Genomic DNA, 18,737 nt, shown 5'->3' on the forward strand with positions numbered 1-18,737 from the left:
ATGGCAACAGAAGCACAAATCAGAAAAGAAAAAGAAGAAAAATTACAAGATATTTTGCGGGAAATCGGGAAAGTAGCCATCACTTATTCTGGTGGGATTGACAGTTCTTACCTCTTAAAGGTCGCTTTAGATACTTTAGGTCCTGACAATGTGATTGCGGCAGTGGTCAATTCAGAACTCTTTTCAGAGGAGGAATTTAACTTGGCGCTTGATTTGGCGGATCAGCTGGCCGCACCTGTACTGGGGCTTGAGATGAGAGAATTGAGTGATCCGCGCATCGCTGCTAACACGCCAAATATCTGGTACTACAGCAAGCAATTGATGTACCAAACCATTAAAGAATCTGTTACAGATCTTGGCTTTGAGCAGTTGGTAGATGGGATGATTATGGATGATATGGGAGATTTTCGTCCGGGGATCAAGGCCCGCAATGAAGCAGGAGTACGCAGTGTCTTGCAAGAAGCTGGTCTCTATAAGACAGAAATTCGTCAATTGGCCAAGGAAAGAGGCGTCTCTAATTGGAACAAGGTGCCTTCTTGTAGTGTAGCTTCTCGTTTCCCATACGGCGTTAAAATTACACCAGAAAATGTTCAACGCGTCTTTAAGGGCGAAGAGTTCCTTGTAGGTCTTGGTTTTGAGCAAGCCCGTGTGCGCGTCCATGGGGATTTGGCCCGTATTGAAGTAGCAGAAGACCACCTTCTTGAAGCGATTCAAATGCATGACAAGATTAATGACTTCATGAAGGAAATTGGCTTTACTTATGTAGCCTTGGATTTGGCTGGTTACAAGTATGGTCGAATGAATGACTCTTTGGATGAAAAAACTAAAGAAAAAATTATGGCGGAATAAAGCATGAATGAAGTAGTAAAGTTTTGGTTTGAAGAGTTGCAGCCAGAGGATTGGTTTAAAAAATCGGATGCTTTGGACCAAGAAATGCGGGAGCGCTTTAAGGACCTCTATTGGAAAGCCAGTCGTGGGGAATTGTTTCACTGGCGGGCTACGGCAGAAGGGCGTTTAGCAGAGATTTTGCTCTTGGACCAAATTCCTCGCAATATTTTTCGAGGGACTGCCCAAGCTTTTGCGACAGATTCCCTGGCATTGGTCTTGGCCCAAGAAGGCTTAGAGCAAGCCTTGGATCTACCAGTTGTACAAAGAGGATTTTTCTACATGCCTTTTATGCATTCTGAGTCCTTAGTCATTCATGAAGAAGCCCTGCGCTTGTTTGATCAACCGGGGCTCGAAAAACGCTTGAAGTATGAGAAGATGCATGCGGAGATTCTCCGACAATTTGGACGCTATCCGCATCGCAATGCCATTTTAGGACGGCCTTCGACCAAAGAAGAAGAGGAGTATCTAGCAGAACATGCTGGTTTTTAAAGGAAAAAAAGGATCTTGGGCCAAGCTCTGCTGGGCGCTCCTGTTAGCTGGAATTTTCTTGCTAGCCTTGAAGGCTTTCCAGGGAAGACAGAATAAAACGGTCTCTTCCAGTGACACGGTTACGATGGGCTATACCCAATTTCCGGCCAATATTGATCCAGTCAAAGAGTACAATGGCTGGTTTACAGTGCGCTATGGAGTCGGAGAGACGCTGTTTAAAATGGATGATCAGCTACAGATCCAGCCCTGGCTGGCCACTAAAGGTGAGCAGTTGTCCCCTCTGGAGTGGGAGATCACGATCCGTCAAGGGGTGCGATTTCATGATGGGAGTCTCATGACTCCTCAGACGGTCAAGGAGTCTTTGGAACATCTTTTGTCTTCCAATCAGCGGGCGTCAGGTGAATTAATGATCGAGCAAATAACCGCGACGGATCATACCCTTCGGATCAAAACCAAAGAGCCTCAACCGATTCTCTTGAACCTCTTGGCGGATCCTTATTCGACCATTCTCCATGTTGGAGCCAAGGAGTCGACTGGGAAATCGGTCGTTGCGACAGGTCCCTACCAGTTGACGGCTTTTCGTCCAGAAAATGGGGCTAGTCTAAAGGCCTTTGGCAATTATTGGAATGGGGCAGCGAAGGTAGCAAAGGTGGAGATCCGCTCCTTTTCAGATGCGACCTCGATGAGTCTTGCCTTAGATGCTGGTGAGATCGATGCGGCTTATGGAATGCCTGCTCTCAATCTAGCTTCTTATCGCCAGAAAAAAGGCTATCGGATTTCAGAAGTTGATGGCTCGCGCTATCTTTCTTATGTCTATAATTTCCGAGATCCTTGGATGCAGGATAAGACGCTACGAAAAGCTATTGATTTGGTGATTGATCGGAAGAACTATAGTCAATCGCTCTTTCAAAAGGGTTCCCAAGCTACAAGTGGTCCGTTTCCAAGTCGCTTTCCTTTTGCTTTAGAAGAGCCTGTTCCAAATGCGAATGCCACGGAAGCAGAGAAGATCTTAGACCAAGCAGGTTATCTGAAAAAAGCAGATGGGTTTCGCTATAAAGATGGTAAGAAGGTTACATTGACAGCCCTCTCTTATGAGCGTTTGCCAGAGATTCCTTTAGCAGTTCAGGCGACAGAAGCTGCCTTGAAAAAGATTGGGATCGATGTGAAGATTCGGACCGTTGAAGTGGGATCGATTGCTGCAGCAGAAGACTATTCATTTACACCGTATACCATGGTGGCGACGCCTGTGGGCGATCCCTATCCCTTCTTTAAGAGTTCGCTGGCTTCAGACGGTTCGGTTAATCTTGGAAAATACAAGAGCAACAAGGTAGATCAACTCATTAAAATTCTTGGGACAGAAGGCGATCAAGAGAAACGTCAAGAGCTGAGTAAGGATCTTCAAAGGGAGATCCAAGAAGACCTGCCGATCAGCTTTTTGGTGACGTTTAAGGTGGCGGTTATTATGAATGATCGCGTGTCAGGACTCAAATCAAGTGCCTCGGACTATTACCATATTACCAATCAATTAACAAAGGAATAAGTATGCTTGAACTTCAACACCTAACGGTCCAATCCAAGGATCGGATCATTCTTGAAGATGTATCGATGCAAGTAGGAGAATCTCAGAGCCTGGCTGTTGTCGGAGAAAGTGGCAGTGGAAAGTCTACCCTACTAAAGGTCTTGCTCGGGCTCCCTTTGAGAGATTTGTGGATCGCAAAAGGCCAGTATCGTTGGCAAGGGGAGGAACAACTCCAACAGTCCTCTCCCTACCCCTTTGTGGGAAGTGAGATAGCTTGGGTCAGCCAGCAGGCTGGGCGCTTTTTTTATGATCGACGAACTATCGAAAACCATTACAAGGACCTAGTCAAAAGTCTAAAAGGGCGGACTCCTAACATTCGTTCTTTCAAAGAATGTATGGACCTGGTTGGTTTAGAAGCAAAAAAGATTGCGCCTGCTTATCCCTTTGAACTAAGTGGGGGCATGATGCAACGGGTTGCAATTGCTTTGTCATTAGTATCTTATCCGAAGGTTTTGCTAGCCGATGAGCCAACCAGTGCGCTTGATGTGGTTACAAAGCTAGAAATCGTGGCCTTATTGACCCGCTTAAAAAAAGAAGAAGGCTTGTCTCTTCTATTAGTGACACATGATATGGCAGTCGCTGCGGCCTTGAGTGATCACATGCTTGTGATTTGTGGGGGACAGGTCATCGAGCAAGGAGCTACGGTCCAATTGTTGGAGTCCGCAAAAGAGGACTATACAAAAGAGTTGCTTGCTGCAACCCCTCGTTTACAGAAAGGAGCTACAGATGGGGACCATTTTGACCTGTAAAGATCTGATTTTCACCTACCGTCATTCTGCATCGGGGATGCAAGTAGGTCCGATTTCATTTGAGTTAGAAGAAGGTGAAAGCTTTGGCATTGTAGGCGAATCTGGATCTGGAAAGACCAGTCTTAGTCATCTGCTGTGTTGCTTTATCAAACCTCATCAGGGGAAACTCTATTTACAGGGCCGTCCCTATGAAGACTTTTCAACTAAAGAATTCTATCAAACGATCCAGTATATTGATCAACACCCACATGCTAGTTTTCATCCAGCTCGCTCGGTTTATTCAAGCTTGATGGAAGTTTGTGATCATTTTGATCGGGCGTCAACAAAAGCTGAAAAAGAAAAAGTGATCGAGGCTGTGTTAGAGGCAGTTCACCTAAATCGCCAGCTAGTCCAACAAAGACCTCAATTTTTAAGTGGGGGGGAGTGCCAGAGAGCAGCTATTGCGCGTGCCTTACTCATCAAACCGAGAATCCTCGTTTGCGACGAGATGACTAGTGCCCTCGATATGACCATTCAAGCAGAGTTGATGCGCTTGCTACAGCAGTTGAGGGAGCAGTTTCAGATGAGTTTTGTCTTTATCTCCCATGACCTAGCCTTGGTCAGCCAATTTTGTCAACAGCTAATGGTCCTAAAAGAAGGACAGATCAGAGAGCTAGGAAGGACCAGTGAGTGCTTGAACACCCCACGAGATCCCTATACTCAGGAATTATTGGCCACTTATCGGCAGCAAGAAAGGTGGGTGAATGGATGTTTCGAATAAGCTGTAAATTACTGGTCCGTTTCCTACTGATCTTACTTGGTGTCAGTTTGATCTCCTTTTTACTCATGTATCTAGCGCCAGGAGATCCAGCTAAAAATATGTTGGCTGCCCAGGGGATTCCTTTTACAAAAGAACTGCTTGAGGCCAAGCGTCTAGAATTTGGTTTTCAGGATCCCTTCTGGGTGCAGTATGGACGGTGGCTATTAGGAGTTTTCCATGGAAATCTGGGAATGACCTACCATTCCGGATCGTCCGTCGCAAAAGAATTGGCCTTTTATTTTCCTAATACATTAGTGCTAGCGGGCTCTACCCTCTTCTTGACCCTCTTGATCTCGATTCCGCTGAGTTTTATGGCAGTCTTTTATAAGAAGAGCCCGATTTCTAAGCTCATCTCGTTTGCTACGGCTCTCGCCAATACCATTCCTAATTTCGTTCTAGGGATTGGCCTGATGCTGGTGTTTTCACTATATTTGCATCTGTTTCCAATCCAATCAACGGTGAATCTACAAGGAGCAGTACTGCCTTCTTTGACCTTGGCCTTGACCATGTCGAGCCGCTACATCCCGCAGCTACAAGAAGGCTTAACAGAGATTCTTGAGTCAGATGCAGTGATGGGGGCTATGGGGCGCGGTTTGAGATGGGGGCAGATCCTTAGGACAACCATTTTTCCACAATTATTTCCGTTGCTCTTGACCTTGATCACTCTATCTTTAACCTCCTTATTAGGAGGTGTGGCCGTGATCGAGTATCTCTTTTCTTGGCCAGGAATTGGGAAAATGTTGATCACAGCTGTTCACAACCGGGATTTTCCTTTGATTCAGGGATCGGTTCTGGTCATTACAGCTGGTGTTCTTCTAGTCAATACCTTTGCTGAATTTATCCAGCTCTTCATCAATCCAAAACGTTATCGCAAGGAGGGAGCCAACCATGTCATCTGATCAGATCAAACGGAACATTCGGTGGGTATCCCTTGGCTTACTCGCCTTTCTAGTCTTTCTGGCCTTTGCGCAGTGGTTGGGAGCTGACCGCGCTAACCAGGTCAATTTGGGTCATGTTTTGGCACCCCCCTCTCATCAAGCTCTCTTTGGGAGAGATGAGTTGGGCCGTGATCTCTTGGTCCGAGTGTTTGTCGGAGGGGCCCATACCCTCTTTCCATCCCTTCTCGCTCTCTTTTTGGTCGTCCTTTTTGGTTGCTTAATGGGAGTATTTAGTGTCAAGTTTGGTGGGATCGTGGATCGCTTAGTTCAAGTAGTCATTACGCTTTTTCAAGCCTTTCCTCCCATTATCTTTGTGATTGGGATCGTTGGTTTTTTAGGTCTTGGAATGGAGCAGACTTTACTGGCTATCTGTTTGACCAGCTGGACCAAGTATGCCTACCTGGTGCGCTCGCTTCTCCTAGATATCAAAGAAGAACCGTATTTCCGCTATGCAGATATGTTTGGCAATACCTTCTGGAGTAAGATCAAACTTTACTATTTTCCTAGTGTCTTTCCCCAAGTCGTAACGACCATGGTGTATGACCTGAATACCATTGTCATGGAAATTGCAGGGATGAGTTTTATTGGTTTGGGTGCCCAAATGCCCGATGCAGAGTGGGGCGCGATGATCAATAATGGCAGAAGCTATTTGCAGACAGCGCCATGGATCGTGGCCTTTCCAAGCCTTTTTCTCATCCTCTTTATTGGAGGCGTAATGGTGTTAGGAAGACTCCTCAAACAGTACTTTGCCATCCAACAAGAATACAAATAAGAAGCTGATCCATACAGGAATCAGCTTCTTTTTGTGATATAAAGAGCAAACATGGGTGTTGCTGCGTAATTGAGTTCTTCTTCTCGGCTCCAAATTTTTGGTCCAAATTCGGTGTCAACTGTTGCTTCGACCTCTTTAAATTGATTCAAAAATTCCAGATCCCATCCAGGACGAAGGCGCTTGGTTAGTGGCAATTGGCGAGCGATTTCTTCAATCAAGGCCTCATCGACCCCTTCGCCGTGCCAGTAATCTTCTAACTGTTCGCTGGAAACGATCTTTAGATTGTTCTCAAATTGTGAACGAATAGCAGGATCGTTGAGATAAGAGTACCAGTTGGCGTCATAAACGAGAAGTTGTCCGCCAGGTTTAAGAGCACGTAGCCAGGACTCATAAGCCTTCTCAGGCTCTTCCAAATTCCACGTAACATTGCGCATCATAATGACGTCAAAAGATTCTGGCTCAAACTCCAACTCCTGCCCATTCATTTGTAGGTAGCGGACTGTACTTGATTTTTCACCATATTTGATAAGGTTTTCTTGCGCAATTTGCAACATATTTTTTGAAGCATCAATCGCAGTGACATTAGTATAGCCCATTTGTGTTAAGACGATTGGGAAAAATCCAGGTCCTGTACCGATGTCTAAAATAGAACTGGTACGCTCTTTAGGTAGCCAACGGATGAGTTCATACTTCCATTTTTCAATCTGAACACTTTCGATTTCTTTTTTGTTTTTCTGGGAATAACCTGAGTAGCGTTTATCCCAGTATTGTTGGATGGTCTTATATAACACGGTGACCTCTTTTTCTATTTCATGGTATTTCTTGAACATTATACTATAGATTGAGACGGATATCAAAGAAGAATCAGTACTTCCCCAGCTCAAGGCTTTTCCAAGCGTCTAAAAAATGGTATAATGAACTGTAAATTTCAGAAGTTGGAAGGAATGTTATTGCTATGATGAATATGCAAAATATGATGAAGCAAGCTCAAAAATTGCAAAAGCAAATGGAGCAAAGCCAAGCAGAACTAGCTGCAACTCAATTTGTAGGGAAATCCGCTCAGGACTTGGTTGTTGCAACCCTGACAGGCGATAAGAAGGTCGTTTCCATCGATTTCAACGTCGCAGTGGTTGACCCAGAAGATACAGAAACGCTTTCTGATATGACGGTGCAAGCCATCAATGCCGCCATTGAAGAAATTGATGCTGCAACCAAGAAAAAACTCGGTGCGTTCGCAGGGAAATTGCCATTTTAAGCAAAGAAAGTTTTCATCAACTAAAAAGAGGCTGGGACAAAAGTCCTAGCCTCTTAATTATTTTTGGATTGTCGAGCAAGACGCAGTGGTTGAGTGGGCTCTACTACGCTGATTTCATCAGCTTTTACAGCCCTACTCAACTGTGTGGAGGTGGGACGACGAAATCGAATTCTAACGAATGACCGATTTCTGTTCCACTCTCTTTTTTTATTCATCAAAAAATCCGGATAAGTCCAAGCCTCCAAAGGGGTTGGTGGAGAAGTTCTCTTGCTCTTCAAGGAGGGTACGGCCTTGATCAAATTCGAGGAATTGTTGGTAGACAAGAGCTGTCATGCGGGCGTCTTCTAAGCTATCGTGTGATTTTCCTGCGACTCCTAGAAATGCTGCAACGGTGTGGAGTTGAAGATTTTTAATACCATGGAGGTCAGATGGACGGCGTTCGAAAGCTTGGTCAAAGACATCGACAGCGTACTGGTCTTCTAAATCCAAGCCATTTTCAAGTAGGATGGGAAGGTCGCTCTTTTTGGCATTGTATCCAATCAAGGGGCGGTCTCCAACGAAGGCCTTGAATTCGCCGAGGACCTGCTCTAGTTGTGGAGCATTTTGGATCTTGTCCTGGGTTATGCCAGTGAGGCCGTTAATAAAGCTTTTTAGAGGCTTATCGGTGTAGACGTAGGAGTCGTAGTGGTCGACTTCTTTACCGTCCGTAAAACGCACGGCAGACACCTGGATGATCTGATAGGCACCTTCGTATTGGTTAAATTCGAGATCGAAGGCAATATAATCTTCTAATGTTTTCATGGGAAATCTCCTGTGGTAGAAAAGAAAAGGGACTGGTAGGATCCAGCCCCAGATTATCGACGGAAAACGCGTGCCCAGAATCCTTTGCTTTCTTGCTCTTGAACTTTTTCATTGGCTTGTTCGAGTTCAAGTTTCAAGGTATCGCGGTCGTTCATTGCTTGTAACGTCAATTGTTGTTGTTGGTCCAATTGCTTGTCTTTTTCAGCAATTTGAACGTCTTTCACGCGCAACTGTTCATCTTTCTTAGCGAGTTGCTCGTCTTTGGCTTTGAGTTGCTCGTAGAGACGGACAATTTCAGCATTTTTTTCATCCACCAAAATTTCCATCAATTCGCGTTGCTTCACATCATCGCTGACTGGCTCATCTTCAAAAATAGTTTTTTTGTAGATTTCTTCGAGCTTGATCAAGCCACTACGGGTTACAACGGTAACCCCTTTTTCGTTTTTTTGGGTATCTTCTGGAGCCAGCGCCTTGACACGGTTATTGACCGCCTGGCGGCTGACTCCTAAAATTTCAGCAATTTCGCTGACAGTTTTTTCAATCGCCATAACTTCCTCTAATATCTTTTTCTATGAAATACTCTATTAGATAGTAACATAAGTAGGCTAAGCTGTCAAATGAAGCAAAGAAAGGCTAAGCCTTGATACCACGATTAGTGGGCCTCTGTCATTTCAGGAAGATGGAGGCTTGATTGTGCTAAGTCAATGGTGAGTTGGTAATCGGTTTGATCACGCACAGTGATTTCAAAGTCCGTCGTGTAAAGGACCAAGCGAAGAGTTGCACCTTTTTCGAGCTTGTAGATGGTTGGTTGGAGATCAAAGTCAAATTCCATCCACTCGCCTGGTGTTACGGCCTCAACCTCTAAGAGGTCATGCCGGTTTTGGAGGTTGAGATAACCTTTCGAAATCACTCGCTGGCCGGCTTCCTTGAATGGCAACTCGGTCAAGTTGTCTAGCATATGGTAGCGACCGTTATCCAGCGTACGGACCGATAAGACTGCAGGATAGGGTTGGAGGTATTTCTTGCTTCCAAGCTCTAAGAGTTGGGCTGAGAGAAGACCTTTATTGGTGCTGGAGTGAAGTCGCAGGTGAAGGCGAGCTTTCCCGTTGAGGTGCAGGTCTTCTTCGATTGGAAGATCAATTGTCACCTGTTGGGCCTTGTCTTGGTAAAGATCGCTTAAGAAGGTCGGATAAGCCTTGCCATAGCGCTCGTAATCTTTTGTCTCGTAGCGGTTTTGGATGACTTTTTCGTCGTCTCCCAGGGAGAAGGTCCGCTGATTTGTTTGGTTGCCAAAATCATCCAAGGAAGTCCAACTTTGTTCTCCTGTATTGTCCTGCCAGATGACAGTAGGCAATTCATAGCTTGAATCGTAGCCCAGCAATTTTTTAGAGAGGAGGGCGTTCATGCTTTCGCGGAAGTCAATGGATTGCCAGTTGTTGAGATAGACATGGGCACCATTGTGATAGAAGAGGTGTTTCTTGATGCTTGTTGGAAGAGCCTGGAACATATTAAAGACGTGAAGAGGTTTCACGTTCCAGTCTTGCGAACCATGAGTGAAGACCACCTCAGCCTTCACCTGATCAGCATGTAAGAGATAATTGCGGTCGTGCCAGAATTGATTGTAGTCTCCAGAAGCGCGGTCCAGCTCTTTTTTCACGATGTCTAGATCGGCTTGGTGGGCTGCATTATGGTGCAAATAGTCTCCACCTAGAAGGTTGCGCGAGTAGGTCAATTCGGCAAGGGAATCGAAATCTTCACCTGGATAGCCACCAGGACTTGTCACGAGGCCGTTTTCGCGGTAGTAGTTGTACCAAGAAGAGATCCCAGCCTCTGCAATGATGACTTCAAGACCGTCCACACCTGTGGTCGCAAGGCCGTTAGACATGGTTCCAAGGTAAGAGATCCCGGTGGTTGCGACCTTTCCATTAGACCAATCAGCTTTGACTTGGCGTTTGCGTGTGTGATCTGTAAAGGCCCGGCAACGGCCATTGAGCCAGTCGATAACGTTCTTGTAGGCTTCGATTTGTTGGTAATTTCCATTGGTCATCAAGCCTTGCGAATCTTTTGTCCCCACTCCAGATACGTAGAGATTAGCGTAGCCGCGTGGAAGGAGGTAGTCGTTGAGGGTATAGCTGGAATTGATATGGGTGAGAGTTTCTTCAGCTTCATCGACTAGCTCAGCTGAACCGACAGGATCCACCAATTCTAATTGAGGTACTTCTACTTGAATGGTATGAGGTTCTTTGACCTCGAGGTCGACATTCATATTGTAGAGGGCCTTGTCGCTGGCCTTATCGTTGGTCCCTTGGTGATAAGGACTTGCGGTCATAACAGCTGGAATCTTGCCTTCATAGCGAGGACGGATAATGCTGACCTTGACCAAGTCTGGCAGACCATCTTTGTCGGTATCGACCCGACTTTCCACATAGACGACCTCGCGGATGGCATCATGGCTCGTAAAGGTTGCGAGGCTCTTGCCGTTAAAATAGTGATACTGGTTATCTTCAGGAATCAAGCCATCGCTGACCAACTGATCGATGAGTAAATTTCCTTTTACTGTTCGAGTATTGAGAAGGTGATAGAGGTTTTCTACCAAGTTTCCATACTCAATCGGAAATTGGACTTCTTTCAAGAAGCTATCCGTATCTTCAAAATCAATAAAATAGCGGAAACCGAGTAATTGGAGGGCTACTGTGTAAAAAATGTTCGGAGACCATTCGCAGTCAGATTGGATATACGTTAAAAAGTCTGTTTTAGAATCCACCACTAGGTTAGAGAGGGGATAATCTGTATCTTTATAGGTGAAGTAAACCTTGCGGACAAACCATTCAAACAGTTCTTTTTCTGGGAGGTGGGTGGGAAGGTCAAACCCAATTTCTTTTAGTTCCTTAAGAATGTCTTTTTGGTCAACAGATAGATAGCTATATTGATTGTATTTCATAGACTGCTCCTTTTATCAGTTTCTTTTTTCTTTACTTCTTATATTATACTTGATAAAATAGTATTTGTCTAAAGACCTTTCGTCTATAAGGAGAAGGAATATTGAAAAAAATATCTTTTGAACAAGTTGCAAGAAGACGGACCTTATTGTTTGGGGTTCTTGCCGTCATTTTTGGGATTCTCATTTTTCGAAACGGCGTTGGTTTCACCAAATTTTCCTTGGATCTATTAGCCATTTACTTTTTAGTTGATGGACTAGGAAGCTTTCTTCTTCGCTTTTTGTTACGTAGCAAGTCTATTTCCTATAGCCACTCTATTTGGTTTATTTTTCTTTCACTTGCGTTGATCTGGTTGAATCGACTGAGTAGTCTGCCCGTAAACTTAGTTGTGATTTGTTTAGGGGCATATCAGTTGGGGAGTGCCATTGTCTATGGGATCACATTTTGGCTTTATAAGGCCAATCGGGTAAAAGGAGGCTGGCTCTATTTATGGGATGCGCTTTTAAACGGTGGGCTTGGTCTAGCAACTGTCTTGGAACCTGGTTCAGATGGGCACTTCCAATTTATCCTCTTGGGGGCTTATCTGGTCTTGTTGGGGATTTCTAATATTCGAGATGGTATTTTATTTGACAAAGACCAACAAGGCCAAGAGTTAAAACGTCGCTTTCGTATTAGCCTACCGGTTATCTTTGCAGCCTTTATCCCTGCTAAGGAGTTAAAACGGTTTAACCAGTTTCTTCAAAAAGGGAGCTCGGCGGGACACACAGGCCCTTATCGATTGGTGAAAAAAGAAGAAGAGGCAAGGGAATTAGAAATTTTGGTTCATACTTCTGACAGCAACTTATTTGGAGCGATTGGGCATGTAGATATTTGTTATCAGGGGAAGGTCATTTCTTACGGAAGTTACGATCCCTTTTCAGAGCGTCTATTTGGGACGATTGGGGATGGCGTACTGTTTAAAGTGGATAAGGAACCATACATCGAACTATGTAAAAAAGAGAGTCAAAAGACGCTGTTTGGCTACAGCCTATCCCTTACCGAAGAAGAGAATCAGGCAGTAGAGAAGCGTCTAGCTGAAATTGATCAGTTGTTAGAACCTTGGGATCCACCTAGGAGGTTACTGGAAGACGGTCAGCCGACCTACGCTTACAAATTGAAATATGATTTAGGGGCTGAGCTATATAAATTTACTTCTTCGCGTTTTAAATCTTACTTTGTTCTGTCTACTAATTGCTGCCTGTTAGCAGATTCCATTGTGGGACAGGCAGGAACGGCTGTATTAGATGTGCGTGGAGTGATTGCACCAGGGACCTATCAGGATTACTTAGAATACGAATTTGAAGCTCCAAACGGGCGGGTCCATACACGAACAGTATACTAAAAAAAGAAAGACAGATTTTTATTTTTGAAAAATCTGTCTTTTTTGCACAAGATTTCTTGTAAAAAGCCAGAAAATCTTTTACAATAAAAAGTGCTTGGAGGAAAGTATGACAGCAAATCAGATCGTAAGAGTGATCCCAGTCTTGAAAGTGAATAACCGAAATGTCAATCAACGCTTTTATGAAGAGACATTGGGAATGAAAGTATTAGTGGAAGAAGGAGCTCTCCTATCTTTAGGAGATGCCTCAAAAGTAGAGAAAATTGTCTTAGAAGAGTCACCGAGTATGCGTTCGCGTAAGGTCGAAGGTCCAAAGAAATTGGGTCGCATCGTGGTGAAAGTGGCACAAGCTCAAGAAATTGATTATTTGTTGGCCCGCCAGCCAGAAACAAGCGCCCTTTACCAAGGAGCTAATGGTCGCGCCTTTGAAGTTGTGTCTCCTCAAGGAGATACCATTTTCGTGCATGCTGAAGAAAATCTTGAAAGCCTAGAACCGTTGGAGAAAGCGCCTCTTGTTGACGTGCCAGAAGATTTCAAAGGTTTGACCAGCTTTGATGTGGACTTTCTTGAGGTCAATGTGGCCGATTTTGCTGAGGCTGAGAAGTTCTATAGCAACTTGCCAGCTTTGGCCCACTTTATCCATTTGCAGGAAGCTCAAGGAGAAGATCTCCAAGTGGAGAACAAGGTGACCTGGGATTTGAGCATGATCAAGATTGAATTGGCATCTTTTGATGTGGAAGTCTTGAAAGAACGCTTGGGAGAAGCTGTCGATTTTGTGCACCGTAAGGGAACTTTCTTGATTGCCAAGGATCCAAGCCAGATCGAACTCTGGTTTGAAGCCAATCAAGATCAGGTCCATATTTCTTATGAAGAATAAGAATGGAGTGATGAGCGTGAATGCAATCATCGAAAAAATTACCGAACAAATCCAAGAAGGCATCTATCCAGGTGCCTCTCTTACGCTTTACCGCAATGGTCAGTGGAGTGAGCACTATCTAGGACTTGCGGACCCTGAAAAAGAAGATCCAGTAGTGGCTGACCTGGTCTATGATTTGGCCAGTGTCAGTAAGGTCGTCGGAGTCGCTACCATCTGTGCCTTTTTGTATGCGAAAGGGGAGCTTCCGCTCGATCGCCCCTTTAAAGAGCTTTACCCGTGTTTTGCTCATGAGAAGACAACCATCCGGGAACTCTTGACCCATACGTCAGGACTTGATCCTTTTATCCCCAACCGGGATCAATTGGATGCGAGACAGTTGAAAACAGCCCTTGAAAATTTGCAGTTAAAAGAAGACAAGAGTTTTCATTACACTGACGTCAATTTTCTTCTGTTGGGCTTTTGGTTAGAAGACAGGTTTCACCAGCCCTTGGATCGTTTATTTGAAGAGCTGATTTTTACGCCTTGGAAGATGACAGAAACACGGTTTGGACCGGTCGAAAAGGCGGTGCCAACGGTCCGTGGAGTGGCTTCTGGAAGTGTTCATGATCCCAAAGCGAGAGTTCTGGGCTGTCATGCGGGAAGTGCTGGACTTTTTTCAACTGTTGCTGATCTAGAGCGCTTCTTAGAGCATTATCTGAAGGATGATTTTGCGCGTGACTTGTCTCAGAATTTTGCGCGTGAAGAGGGCAAGAACCGCGCTCTTGGATGGAATCTAGAGGGGGACTGGTTGGATCATACGGGCTATACAGGAACCTTCATCATGTACAATCGCAAGAGACAGGAAGCTGTGATCTTTTTGTCCAACCGGACCTATGAGAAGGACGAACGGGCCCAATGGATCCTGGACCGCAACTCTTTGATGGACTTGATCAAACAAGAATTTGAGAAATAGAAATGGAAGGCTAGGATGATGGATCCTGGCCTTTTACGGTCTGTCCGTGAGAAAGAAACTGGTAGGAGATTCATTTTTGAACTCCGTCTTAGGTTGGATTTCCTTCAAAAGCATCGCTTTTTTGGCTGATTTATATTAAAATAGTAATGACCTTAATAGAGCGAGATGAATATGAACAAAGAGATAGGCGTCGGAAGGGCGCATAGTAAAATTATCTTAATTGGAGAGCATGCGGTGGTTTATGGTTATCCGGCTATTGCTTTGCCACTCCATCATATCGAAGTGATCTGCCAGATCATCCCGGCAGACAGTCCATGGATTTTGTTTGAAGATGACACCTTGTCCATGGCAGTTTTTGCGTCTCTTGAGCACCTCGGGATTCGCGAGGCCCGGATTCGCTGTCGAATTCAGTCCATGGTACCGGAAAAACGGGGGATGGGATCATCTGCAGCAGTGAGTATCGCAGCTATTCGTGCCGTTTTTGACTATTATCAAGAGAAGCTGAATGATGAGACCTTAGAAATCCTGGTCAATCGAGCAGAAACCATTGCCCATATGAATCCAAGTGGGCTTGATGCCAAGACTTGTTTGAGCGATCAAGCCATTAAATTTATCCGAAATGTCGGCTTTTACCCGCTGGAGCTGGGTATAAAAGCGAGCTTGGTGATTGCGGATACGGGAATTCACGGCAATACCCGTGAGGCGATCCAAAAGGTTGAAGCCAAAGGGCAGGAAGTTTTGTCCCATTTCCATGAGATTGGTCAGTTGACCCAGCAGGTGGAAGAGGCTCTGAAAATGAATGATCTAACGAGCCTAGGACAGGCTCTGACTACTTGTCATGACCACTTGAGAGCCGTCGGTGTCAGCTGTGTTGAAGCAGACCATTTGGTCGCTGTTGCCCTTGAAAACGGGGCCTTAGGCGCTAAAATGAGCGGGGGTGGTCTTGGAGGCTGTGTGATTGCCCTCGTCAAGGATTCTCGTGAAGCAGCAACCATTGCCCATGCATTAGAAAAAGAAGGAGCGCACCATACATGGATCGAAAACCTGTAAAGGCTAAGTCCTATGCCAATATCGCGATTATCAAATACTGGGGAAAAGAAGATGCCAAACAGATGGTCCCTTCGACCAGTTCGATTTCGTTGACCTTAGAGAATATGTATACAGAGACCAGTCTATCTCCCTTGCCAGCAGATGCGACTGCGCATGAATTTTACATCGATGGGGAATTCCAACATCCAGCTGAGCAAGCCAAAATTGGAGCTGTGATTGATGGCTTGAAGCCAGCAGATGAAGTAGGATTTGTTCGGGTGGATACCAGCAACAACATGCCAACCGCAGCAGGCTTGTCCTCTAGCTCGAGCGGGCTCTCTGCTCTCGTTAAGGCTTGCAATCGGTATTATGATTTGGGCTTGAGCCAGGAGGAATTAGCTCAAAAAGCCAAGTTTGCTTCGGGTTCTTCTTCACGGTCTTTCTTTGGTCCCTTAGCAGCCTGGGACAAAGAAAGTGGAGAAATTTATAAGGTCCAAACAGACCTGAAACTCGCGATGATCATGCTGGTCCTAAATGACAAGCAAAAGCCCGTTTCCAGCCGGGAAGGGATGAAACGCTGCATGGAGACTTCGACTAATTTCAAAGAATGGATTGAAGAGTCTCGACAAGATTACAAGGACATGCTGGACTATCTAGCTGGCAATGATTTTGAACGGGTCGGTCAGCTGACAGAGCGCAATGCCCTTGCTATGCATGCGACGACTAGAACAGCCACTCCAGCCTTTAGCTACTTGACAGAAGAAAGCCACAAAGCTATGGACTTTGTCCGTGAGCTTCGCGCAGCAGGCCATGCTTGTTACTTTACCATGGATGCAGGGCCAAATGTTAAAGTCCTCTGTTTAGAAGAAGACTTGGATCAGCTGGTGCCTTTATTTGATGCCCGCTATCGGACCATCGTATCTAAGACAAAGGACCCTCAAGATGAAGACTAAGTATCAGGTACAGACTGGAGGCAAGCTCTATCTAGCTGGAGAATACGCGGTGCTAACACCTGGTTATGGAGCTGTGATTCAGTTTATTCCTATTTATCTATCAGCTACCATCCAAGAATCTAGAAGCTATCAGCTAGCCTCAGATCTCTTTGGTTACCAGGTGGATTTGACCCCAAATAAGGACTACGCCTTGATTCAAGAGACCATTCAGCTCATGGAAGAGTGGCTGAAAGATCAGGGAATAGCCCCTAAACCGTTTGATCTTCACCTTAGAGGAACACTGGGCGAAGAGGGGAAAAAGTATGGGATTGGTTCCAGCGGAAGTGTGGTCTTGCTCGTGATCAAGGCCATGGCTGCTCTGTATGAACTAGACCTAAATCCGGACCTGCTTTTTCGACTAGCAGCAGTGGTCTTGGTGCAAAGAGGGGACAATGGTTCCATGGGCGATTTGGCTTGTATTGCCTACGAGGACTTGATTTATTACCAATCCTTTGATCGGACTTGGTTGCATGAAGTCTTGAATTCTCAGCCCCTGTCACAAGTTTTAGACCTGGATTGGGACTACCAGATCTGCTCGATCCAGCCAGCCATCTCTTATGATTTTCTGGTTGGTTGGACCAAGGAACCAGCGATTTCAAGTGATTTGATTCGTCAGGTCAAGGGAGCGATCAAGGAAGAATTTCTTCAGGAGAGCCAGAGCGCAGTGAAGAATCTTGAAAAAAGCCTCCGTGAAGGGAACCAAAAGGACATTGAGACCAGTATCAAACGCGCCGATAAGAACCTAAAGTCTTTGAACCCTTTGATCTATACCCCAGCTCTAAAAGAGCTGCAAGAAGCGACAGAGGGGCTTTCTGCCTGTGCCAAATCCAGTGGTGCTGGAGGAGGCGACTGTGGGATCGCCCTTAGTTTTGACCCAGTTGAGACTCAGATCTTGATAAAGCGCTGGAAGAAAAAGAATATTGAAGTCATTTACCAAGAAAGGATGGGAGATTCGTGAGCGAAAATCGAAAAGACCAGCATATTCGCTATGCCTTAGAGCAAAGCTCCTGCTATAATAGCTTTGATGAAATCGAGCTGATTCACCGATCCCTCCCCCTTGTGGATCTAGCGGAGATTGATCTAACAACCCATTTCGCAGGGCGTGATTGGGAGGTCCCTTTTTATATCAATGCCATGACAGGCGGGAGTAAACGGGCCAAAGAGATCAATCAAAAGTTGGCAGCAGTAGCCGAAGCCTGTGGGATTCTCTTTGTTACTGGCTCTTACAGTGCAGGGCTGAAGGATCCGAACGATCAATCGTATGCGGTCCAAAAAGACCATCCTCATCTTCTTTTAGCAACCAACATTGGCATCGATAAAGAGCCAGATCTGGGCTTGCGAACAGTGGAAGAGCTACAACCTCTCTTTCTTCAAGTCCATGTGAATCTGATGCAAGAGTTGCTCATGCCCGAAGGGGAGCGGAGTTTCCACACTTGGAAAGACCATCTCAAGAGCTATGGGCAGGGCTTTCCTGTACCTGTAGTCCTGAAGGAAGTCGGTTTTGGCATGGATCCTAAAACAGTTCAGGCAGCGCTAGATGCTGGGATCAAAACCGTCGATATTTCTGGTCGTGGTGGCACTAGTTTTGCCTATATTGAGAATCGTCGTGGTGGCAATCGCGCTTATCTGGATGATTGGGGACAGTCAACGGCGCAGTGTCTCATACAGTTACAGGATCAGATGGATCAGATTGAGATCCTCGCAAGTGGGGGCATCCGTCATCCCCTTGATATGGTCAAGGCCTTAGTCCTTGGAGCGCGTGGCGTAGGACTTTCCCGTGTTTTTCTTGAGATGGTAGAGACTAAGAGCATTGAAGAAGTAATCGTCCTTGTCCAAGGATGGAAAGAAGACCTAAGATTGCTCCTTTGTGCGCTCGGTTGTCAGAACCTGAAAGAGCTCCGTGAAGTCGACTATCTCCTCTATGGAAAGTTGTGGCAAGCTCAGCAACAGAAAAAATGAAGAAAAATCATTTTAGAAACTTTCCTTAGGTGAGTACGGACGTCAGCGAACTTCTACGAAGTTCCATGACTTAGTTTTGAACCTAAGGTTTCAAAACTCCCGAGTGCCTGAAACAAAAACGTTTCAGGCACTTTTCTCACGGCGGAAAGTTTTCGTATATTATTATTCATTTTGAAAATTAGAACTCTTTTATAGTTCTTTGAAGAATCACTTAACTTATTTTACTTAAAAATTAGTTCCTATTCGTTTAGGATTGGCAAAATAAGCCAATTCTTTCTTTTTTTTGAAAAAGTGTTCTCCTCAAAAATTCTGATAGTTTACGAATCGTTTACGGTTGATGG

The 18,737-nt window shown here is 45.2% G+C and carries 19 protein-coding genes; 15 read left to right on the top strand and 4 right to left on the bottom strand.

Translation table 11 applies throughout. From position 1 onward, the window contains the following. From larE to SM123_RS01990, 7 genes are read left to right on the top strand one after another with little or no spacing between them, the layout of a single operon-like run. Positions 1 to 849: an ATP-dependent sacrificial sulfur transferase LarE gene (gene larE / locus SM123_RS01960; protein WP_320909706.1), complete on the top strand. Its 849-nt coding sequence runs from the start codon at positions 1 to 3 to the stop codon at positions 847 to 849. Between the two features lie 3 nt (positions 850 to 852). Then, positions 853 to 1,377, top strand: a complete 525-nt coding sequence (locus SM123_RS01965; RefSeq protein WP_320909707.1) for a DUF924 family protein — start codon at positions 853 to 855, stop codon at positions 1,375 to 1,377. Further along, on the top strand, positions 1,364 to 2,917 hold the full coding sequence (locus SM123_RS01970) for an ABC transporter substrate-binding protein (protein ID WP_320909708.1): 1,554 nt from the start codon (positions 1,364 to 1,366) through the stop codon (positions 2,915 to 2,917). Before SM123_RS01965 ends, SM123_RS01970 begins: the two co-directional genes overlap by 14 nt. A 2-nt stretch (positions 2,918 to 2,919) precedes the next feature. After that, complete coding sequence (locus SM123_RS01975; protein WP_320909709.1) at positions 2,920 to 3,705, top strand: ATP-binding cassette domain-containing protein; 786 nt, start codon at positions 2,920 to 2,922, stop codon at positions 3,703 to 3,705. Then, positions 3,683 to 4,465, top strand: coding sequence for an ABC transporter ATP-binding protein (locus tag SM123_RS01980; RefSeq protein ID WP_320909710.1), 783 nt, complete (start codon positions 3,683 to 3,685; stop codon positions 4,463 to 4,465). Before SM123_RS01975 ends, SM123_RS01980 begins: the two co-directional genes overlap by 23 nt. After that, the gene (locus tag SM123_RS01985) at positions 4,453 to 5,403 is read left to right on the top strand and encodes an ABC transporter permease (protein ID WP_320909711.1); all 951 of its coding nucleotides are present in this window, start codon (positions 4,453 to 4,455) and stop codon (positions 5,401 to 5,403) included. Before SM123_RS01980 ends, SM123_RS01985 begins: the two co-directional genes overlap by 13 nt. Then, positions 5,393 to 6,214: an ABC transporter permease gene (locus SM123_RS01990; protein WP_320909712.1), complete on the top strand. Its 822-nt coding sequence runs from the start codon at positions 5,393 to 5,395 to the stop codon at positions 6,212 to 6,214. The genes SM123_RS01985 and SM123_RS01990 overlap by 11 nt, the downstream gene beginning before the upstream one ends. Positions 6,215 to 6,234: 20 nt before the next feature. Here SM123_RS01990 and SM123_RS01995 read toward each other — a convergent pair whose 3' ends face one another. Next, entirely contained in the window at positions 6,235 to 7,005 is a 771-nt protein-coding gene (locus SM123_RS01995) for a class I SAM-dependent methyltransferase (RefSeq protein WP_320909713.1), read from the bottom strand. A gap of 164 nt (positions 7,006 to 7,169) precedes the next feature. Here SM123_RS01995 and SM123_RS02000 point away from each other — a divergent pair, with 164 nt between their 5' ends. Then, positions 7,170 to 7,469: a YbaB/EbfC family nucleoid-associated protein gene (locus tag SM123_RS02000; protein WP_021153902.1), complete on the top strand. Its 300-nt coding sequence runs from the start codon at positions 7,170 to 7,172 to the stop codon at positions 7,467 to 7,469. 207 nt (positions 7,470 to 7,676) lie between these two features. Here SM123_RS02000 and SM123_RS02005 read toward each other — a convergent pair whose 3' ends face one another. From SM123_RS02005 to SM123_RS02015, 3 genes are all read right to left on the bottom strand, one after another. Then, positions 7,677 to 8,270, bottom strand: coding sequence for a 3'-5' exonuclease (locus SM123_RS02005; RefSeq protein ID WP_320909714.1), 594 nt, complete (start codon positions 8,268 to 8,270; stop codon positions 7,677 to 7,679). A 53-nt stretch (positions 8,271 to 8,323) separates the two neighbouring features. Continuing rightward, the gene (locus SM123_RS02010) at positions 8,324 to 8,818 is read right to left on the bottom strand and encodes a DUF536 domain-containing protein (RefSeq protein ID WP_003008835.1); all 495 of its coding nucleotides are present in this window, start codon (positions 8,816 to 8,818) and stop codon (positions 8,324 to 8,326) included. Positions 8,819 to 8,922: 104 nt separating this feature from the next. Next, positions 8,923 to 11,211 (bottom strand): Xaa-Pro dipeptidyl-peptidase, encoded by a 2,289-nt coding sequence (locus SM123_RS02015; protein ID WP_320909715.1) that lies wholly within the window; start codon positions 11,209 to 11,211, stop codon positions 8,923 to 8,925. Between the two features lie 101 nt (positions 11,212 to 11,312). Between SM123_RS02015 and SM123_RS02020 the strand changes: the two genes are divergently transcribed. The 7 genes from SM123_RS02020 to fni all read left to right on the top strand — a co-directional run bounded on the left by SM123_RS02020 (position 11,313) and on the right by fni (position 18,396). Beyond that, positions 11,313 to 12,590 carry an HdeD family acid-resistance protein gene (locus SM123_RS02020; protein WP_023919173.1) on the top strand — a complete coding sequence of 426 codons (1,278 nt, stop codon included), beginning with the start codon at positions 11,313 to 11,315 and terminating at the stop codon, positions 12,588 to 12,590. 106 nt (positions 12,591 to 12,696) lie between these two features. Next, on the top strand, positions 12,697 to 13,464 hold the full coding sequence (locus SM123_RS02025) for a CppA N-terminal domain-containing protein (protein WP_320909716.1): 768 nt from the start codon (positions 12,697 to 12,699) through the stop codon (positions 13,462 to 13,464). Positions 13,465 to 13,474: 10 nt separating this feature from the next. Further along, positions 13,475 to 14,416 carry a serine hydrolase domain-containing protein gene (locus SM123_RS02030; RefSeq protein ID WP_320909717.1) on the top strand — a complete coding sequence of 314 codons (942 nt, stop codon included), beginning with the start codon at positions 13,475 to 13,477 and terminating at the stop codon, positions 14,414 to 14,416. A 171-nt stretch (positions 14,417 to 14,587) separates the two neighbouring features. Further along, the gene (mvk, locus tag SM123_RS02035; RefSeq protein WP_254727519.1) at positions 14,588 to 15,466 is read left to right on the top strand and encodes a mevalonate kinase; all 879 of its coding nucleotides are present in this window, start codon (positions 14,588 to 14,590) and stop codon (positions 15,464 to 15,466) included. After that, the gene (gene mvaD / locus SM123_RS02040) at positions 15,448 to 16,398 is read left to right on the top strand and encodes a diphosphomevalonate decarboxylase (protein WP_320909718.1); all 951 of its coding nucleotides are present in this window, start codon (positions 15,448 to 15,450) and stop codon (positions 16,396 to 16,398) included. The genes mvk and mvaD overlap by 19 nt, the downstream gene beginning before the upstream one ends. Then, positions 16,388 to 17,395, top strand: coding sequence for a phosphomevalonate kinase (locus SM123_RS02045; RefSeq protein WP_129299457.1), 1,008 nt, complete (start codon positions 16,388 to 16,390; stop codon positions 17,393 to 17,395). Before mvaD ends, SM123_RS02045 begins: the two co-directional genes overlap by 11 nt. Further along, positions 17,392 to 18,396 (top strand): type 2 isopentenyl-diphosphate Delta-isomerase, encoded by a 1,005-nt coding sequence (gene fni / locus SM123_RS02050; protein ID WP_129299456.1) that lies wholly within the window; start codon positions 17,392 to 17,394, stop codon positions 18,394 to 18,396. The genes SM123_RS02045 and fni overlap by 4 nt, the downstream gene beginning before the upstream one ends. Positions 18,397 to 18,737: the final 341 nt, after the last annotated feature.

The organism is Streptococcus sp. S5, assembly GCF_034134805.1.
Taxonomy (GTDB): domain Bacteria; phylum Bacillota; class Bacilli; order Lactobacillales; family Streptococcaceae; genus Streptococcus; species Streptococcus lingualis.

What these genes read in the sequence shown, in the direction of transcription:
- larE (WP_320909706.1), top strand. Translation starts at nt 1, where the DNA reads ATGGCAACAGAAGCACAAATCAGAAAAGAAAAAGAAGAAAAATTACAA.
- SM123_RS01965 (WP_320909707.1), top strand. Translation starts at nt 853, where the DNA reads ATGAATGAAGTAGTAAAGTTTTGGTTTGAAGAGTTGCAGCCAGAGGAT.
- SM123_RS01970 (WP_320909708.1), top strand. Translation starts at nt 1,364, where the DNA reads ATGCTGGTTTTTAAAGGAAAAAAAGGATCTTGGGCCAAGCTCTGCTGG.
- SM123_RS01975 (WP_320909709.1), top strand. Translation starts at nt 2,920, where the DNA reads ATGCTTGAACTTCAACACCTAACGGTCCAATCCAAGGATCGGATCATT.
- SM123_RS01980 (WP_320909710.1), top strand. Translation starts at nt 3,683, where the DNA reads ATGGGGACCATTTTGACCTGTAAAGATCTGATTTTCACCTACCGTCAT.
- SM123_RS01985 (WP_320909711.1), top strand. Translation starts at nt 4,453, where the DNA reads ATGTTTCGAATAAGCTGTAAATTACTGGTCCGTTTCCTACTGATCTTA.
- SM123_RS01990 (WP_320909712.1), top strand. Translation starts at nt 5,393, where the DNA reads ATGTCATCTGATCAGATCAAACGGAACATTCGGTGGGTATCCCTTGGC.
- SM123_RS02000 (WP_021153902.1), top strand. Translation starts at nt 7,170, where the DNA reads ATGATGAATATGCAAAATATGATGAAGCAAGCTCAAAAATTGCAAAAG.
- SM123_RS02005 (WP_320909714.1), bottom strand. Translation starts at nt 8,270, where the DNA reads ATGAAAACATTAGAAGATTATATTGCCTTCGATCTCGAATTTAACCAA.
- SM123_RS02010 (WP_003008835.1), bottom strand. Translation starts at nt 8,818, where the DNA reads ATGGCGATTGAAAAAACTGTCAGCGAAATTGCTGAAATTTTAGGAGTC.
- SM123_RS02015 (WP_320909715.1), bottom strand. Translation starts at nt 11,211, where the DNA reads ATGAAATACAATCAATATAGCTATCTATCTGTTGACCAAAAAGACATT.
- SM123_RS02025 (WP_320909716.1), top strand. Translation starts at nt 12,697, where the DNA reads ATGACAGCAAATCAGATCGTAAGAGTGATCCCAGTCTTGAAAGTGAAT.
- SM123_RS02030 (WP_320909717.1), top strand. Translation starts at nt 13,475, where the DNA reads ATGAGCGTGAATGCAATCATCGAAAAAATTACCGAACAAATCCAAGAA.
- mvk (WP_254727519.1), top strand. Translation starts at nt 14,588, where the DNA reads ATGAACAAAGAGATAGGCGTCGGAAGGGCGCATAGTAAAATTATCTTA.
- mvaD (WP_320909718.1), top strand. Translation starts at nt 15,448, where the DNA reads ATGGATCGAAAACCTGTAAAGGCTAAGTCCTATGCCAATATCGCGATT.
- SM123_RS02045 (WP_129299457.1), top strand. Translation starts at nt 16,388, where the DNA reads ATGAAGACTAAGTATCAGGTACAGACTGGAGGCAAGCTCTATCTAGCT.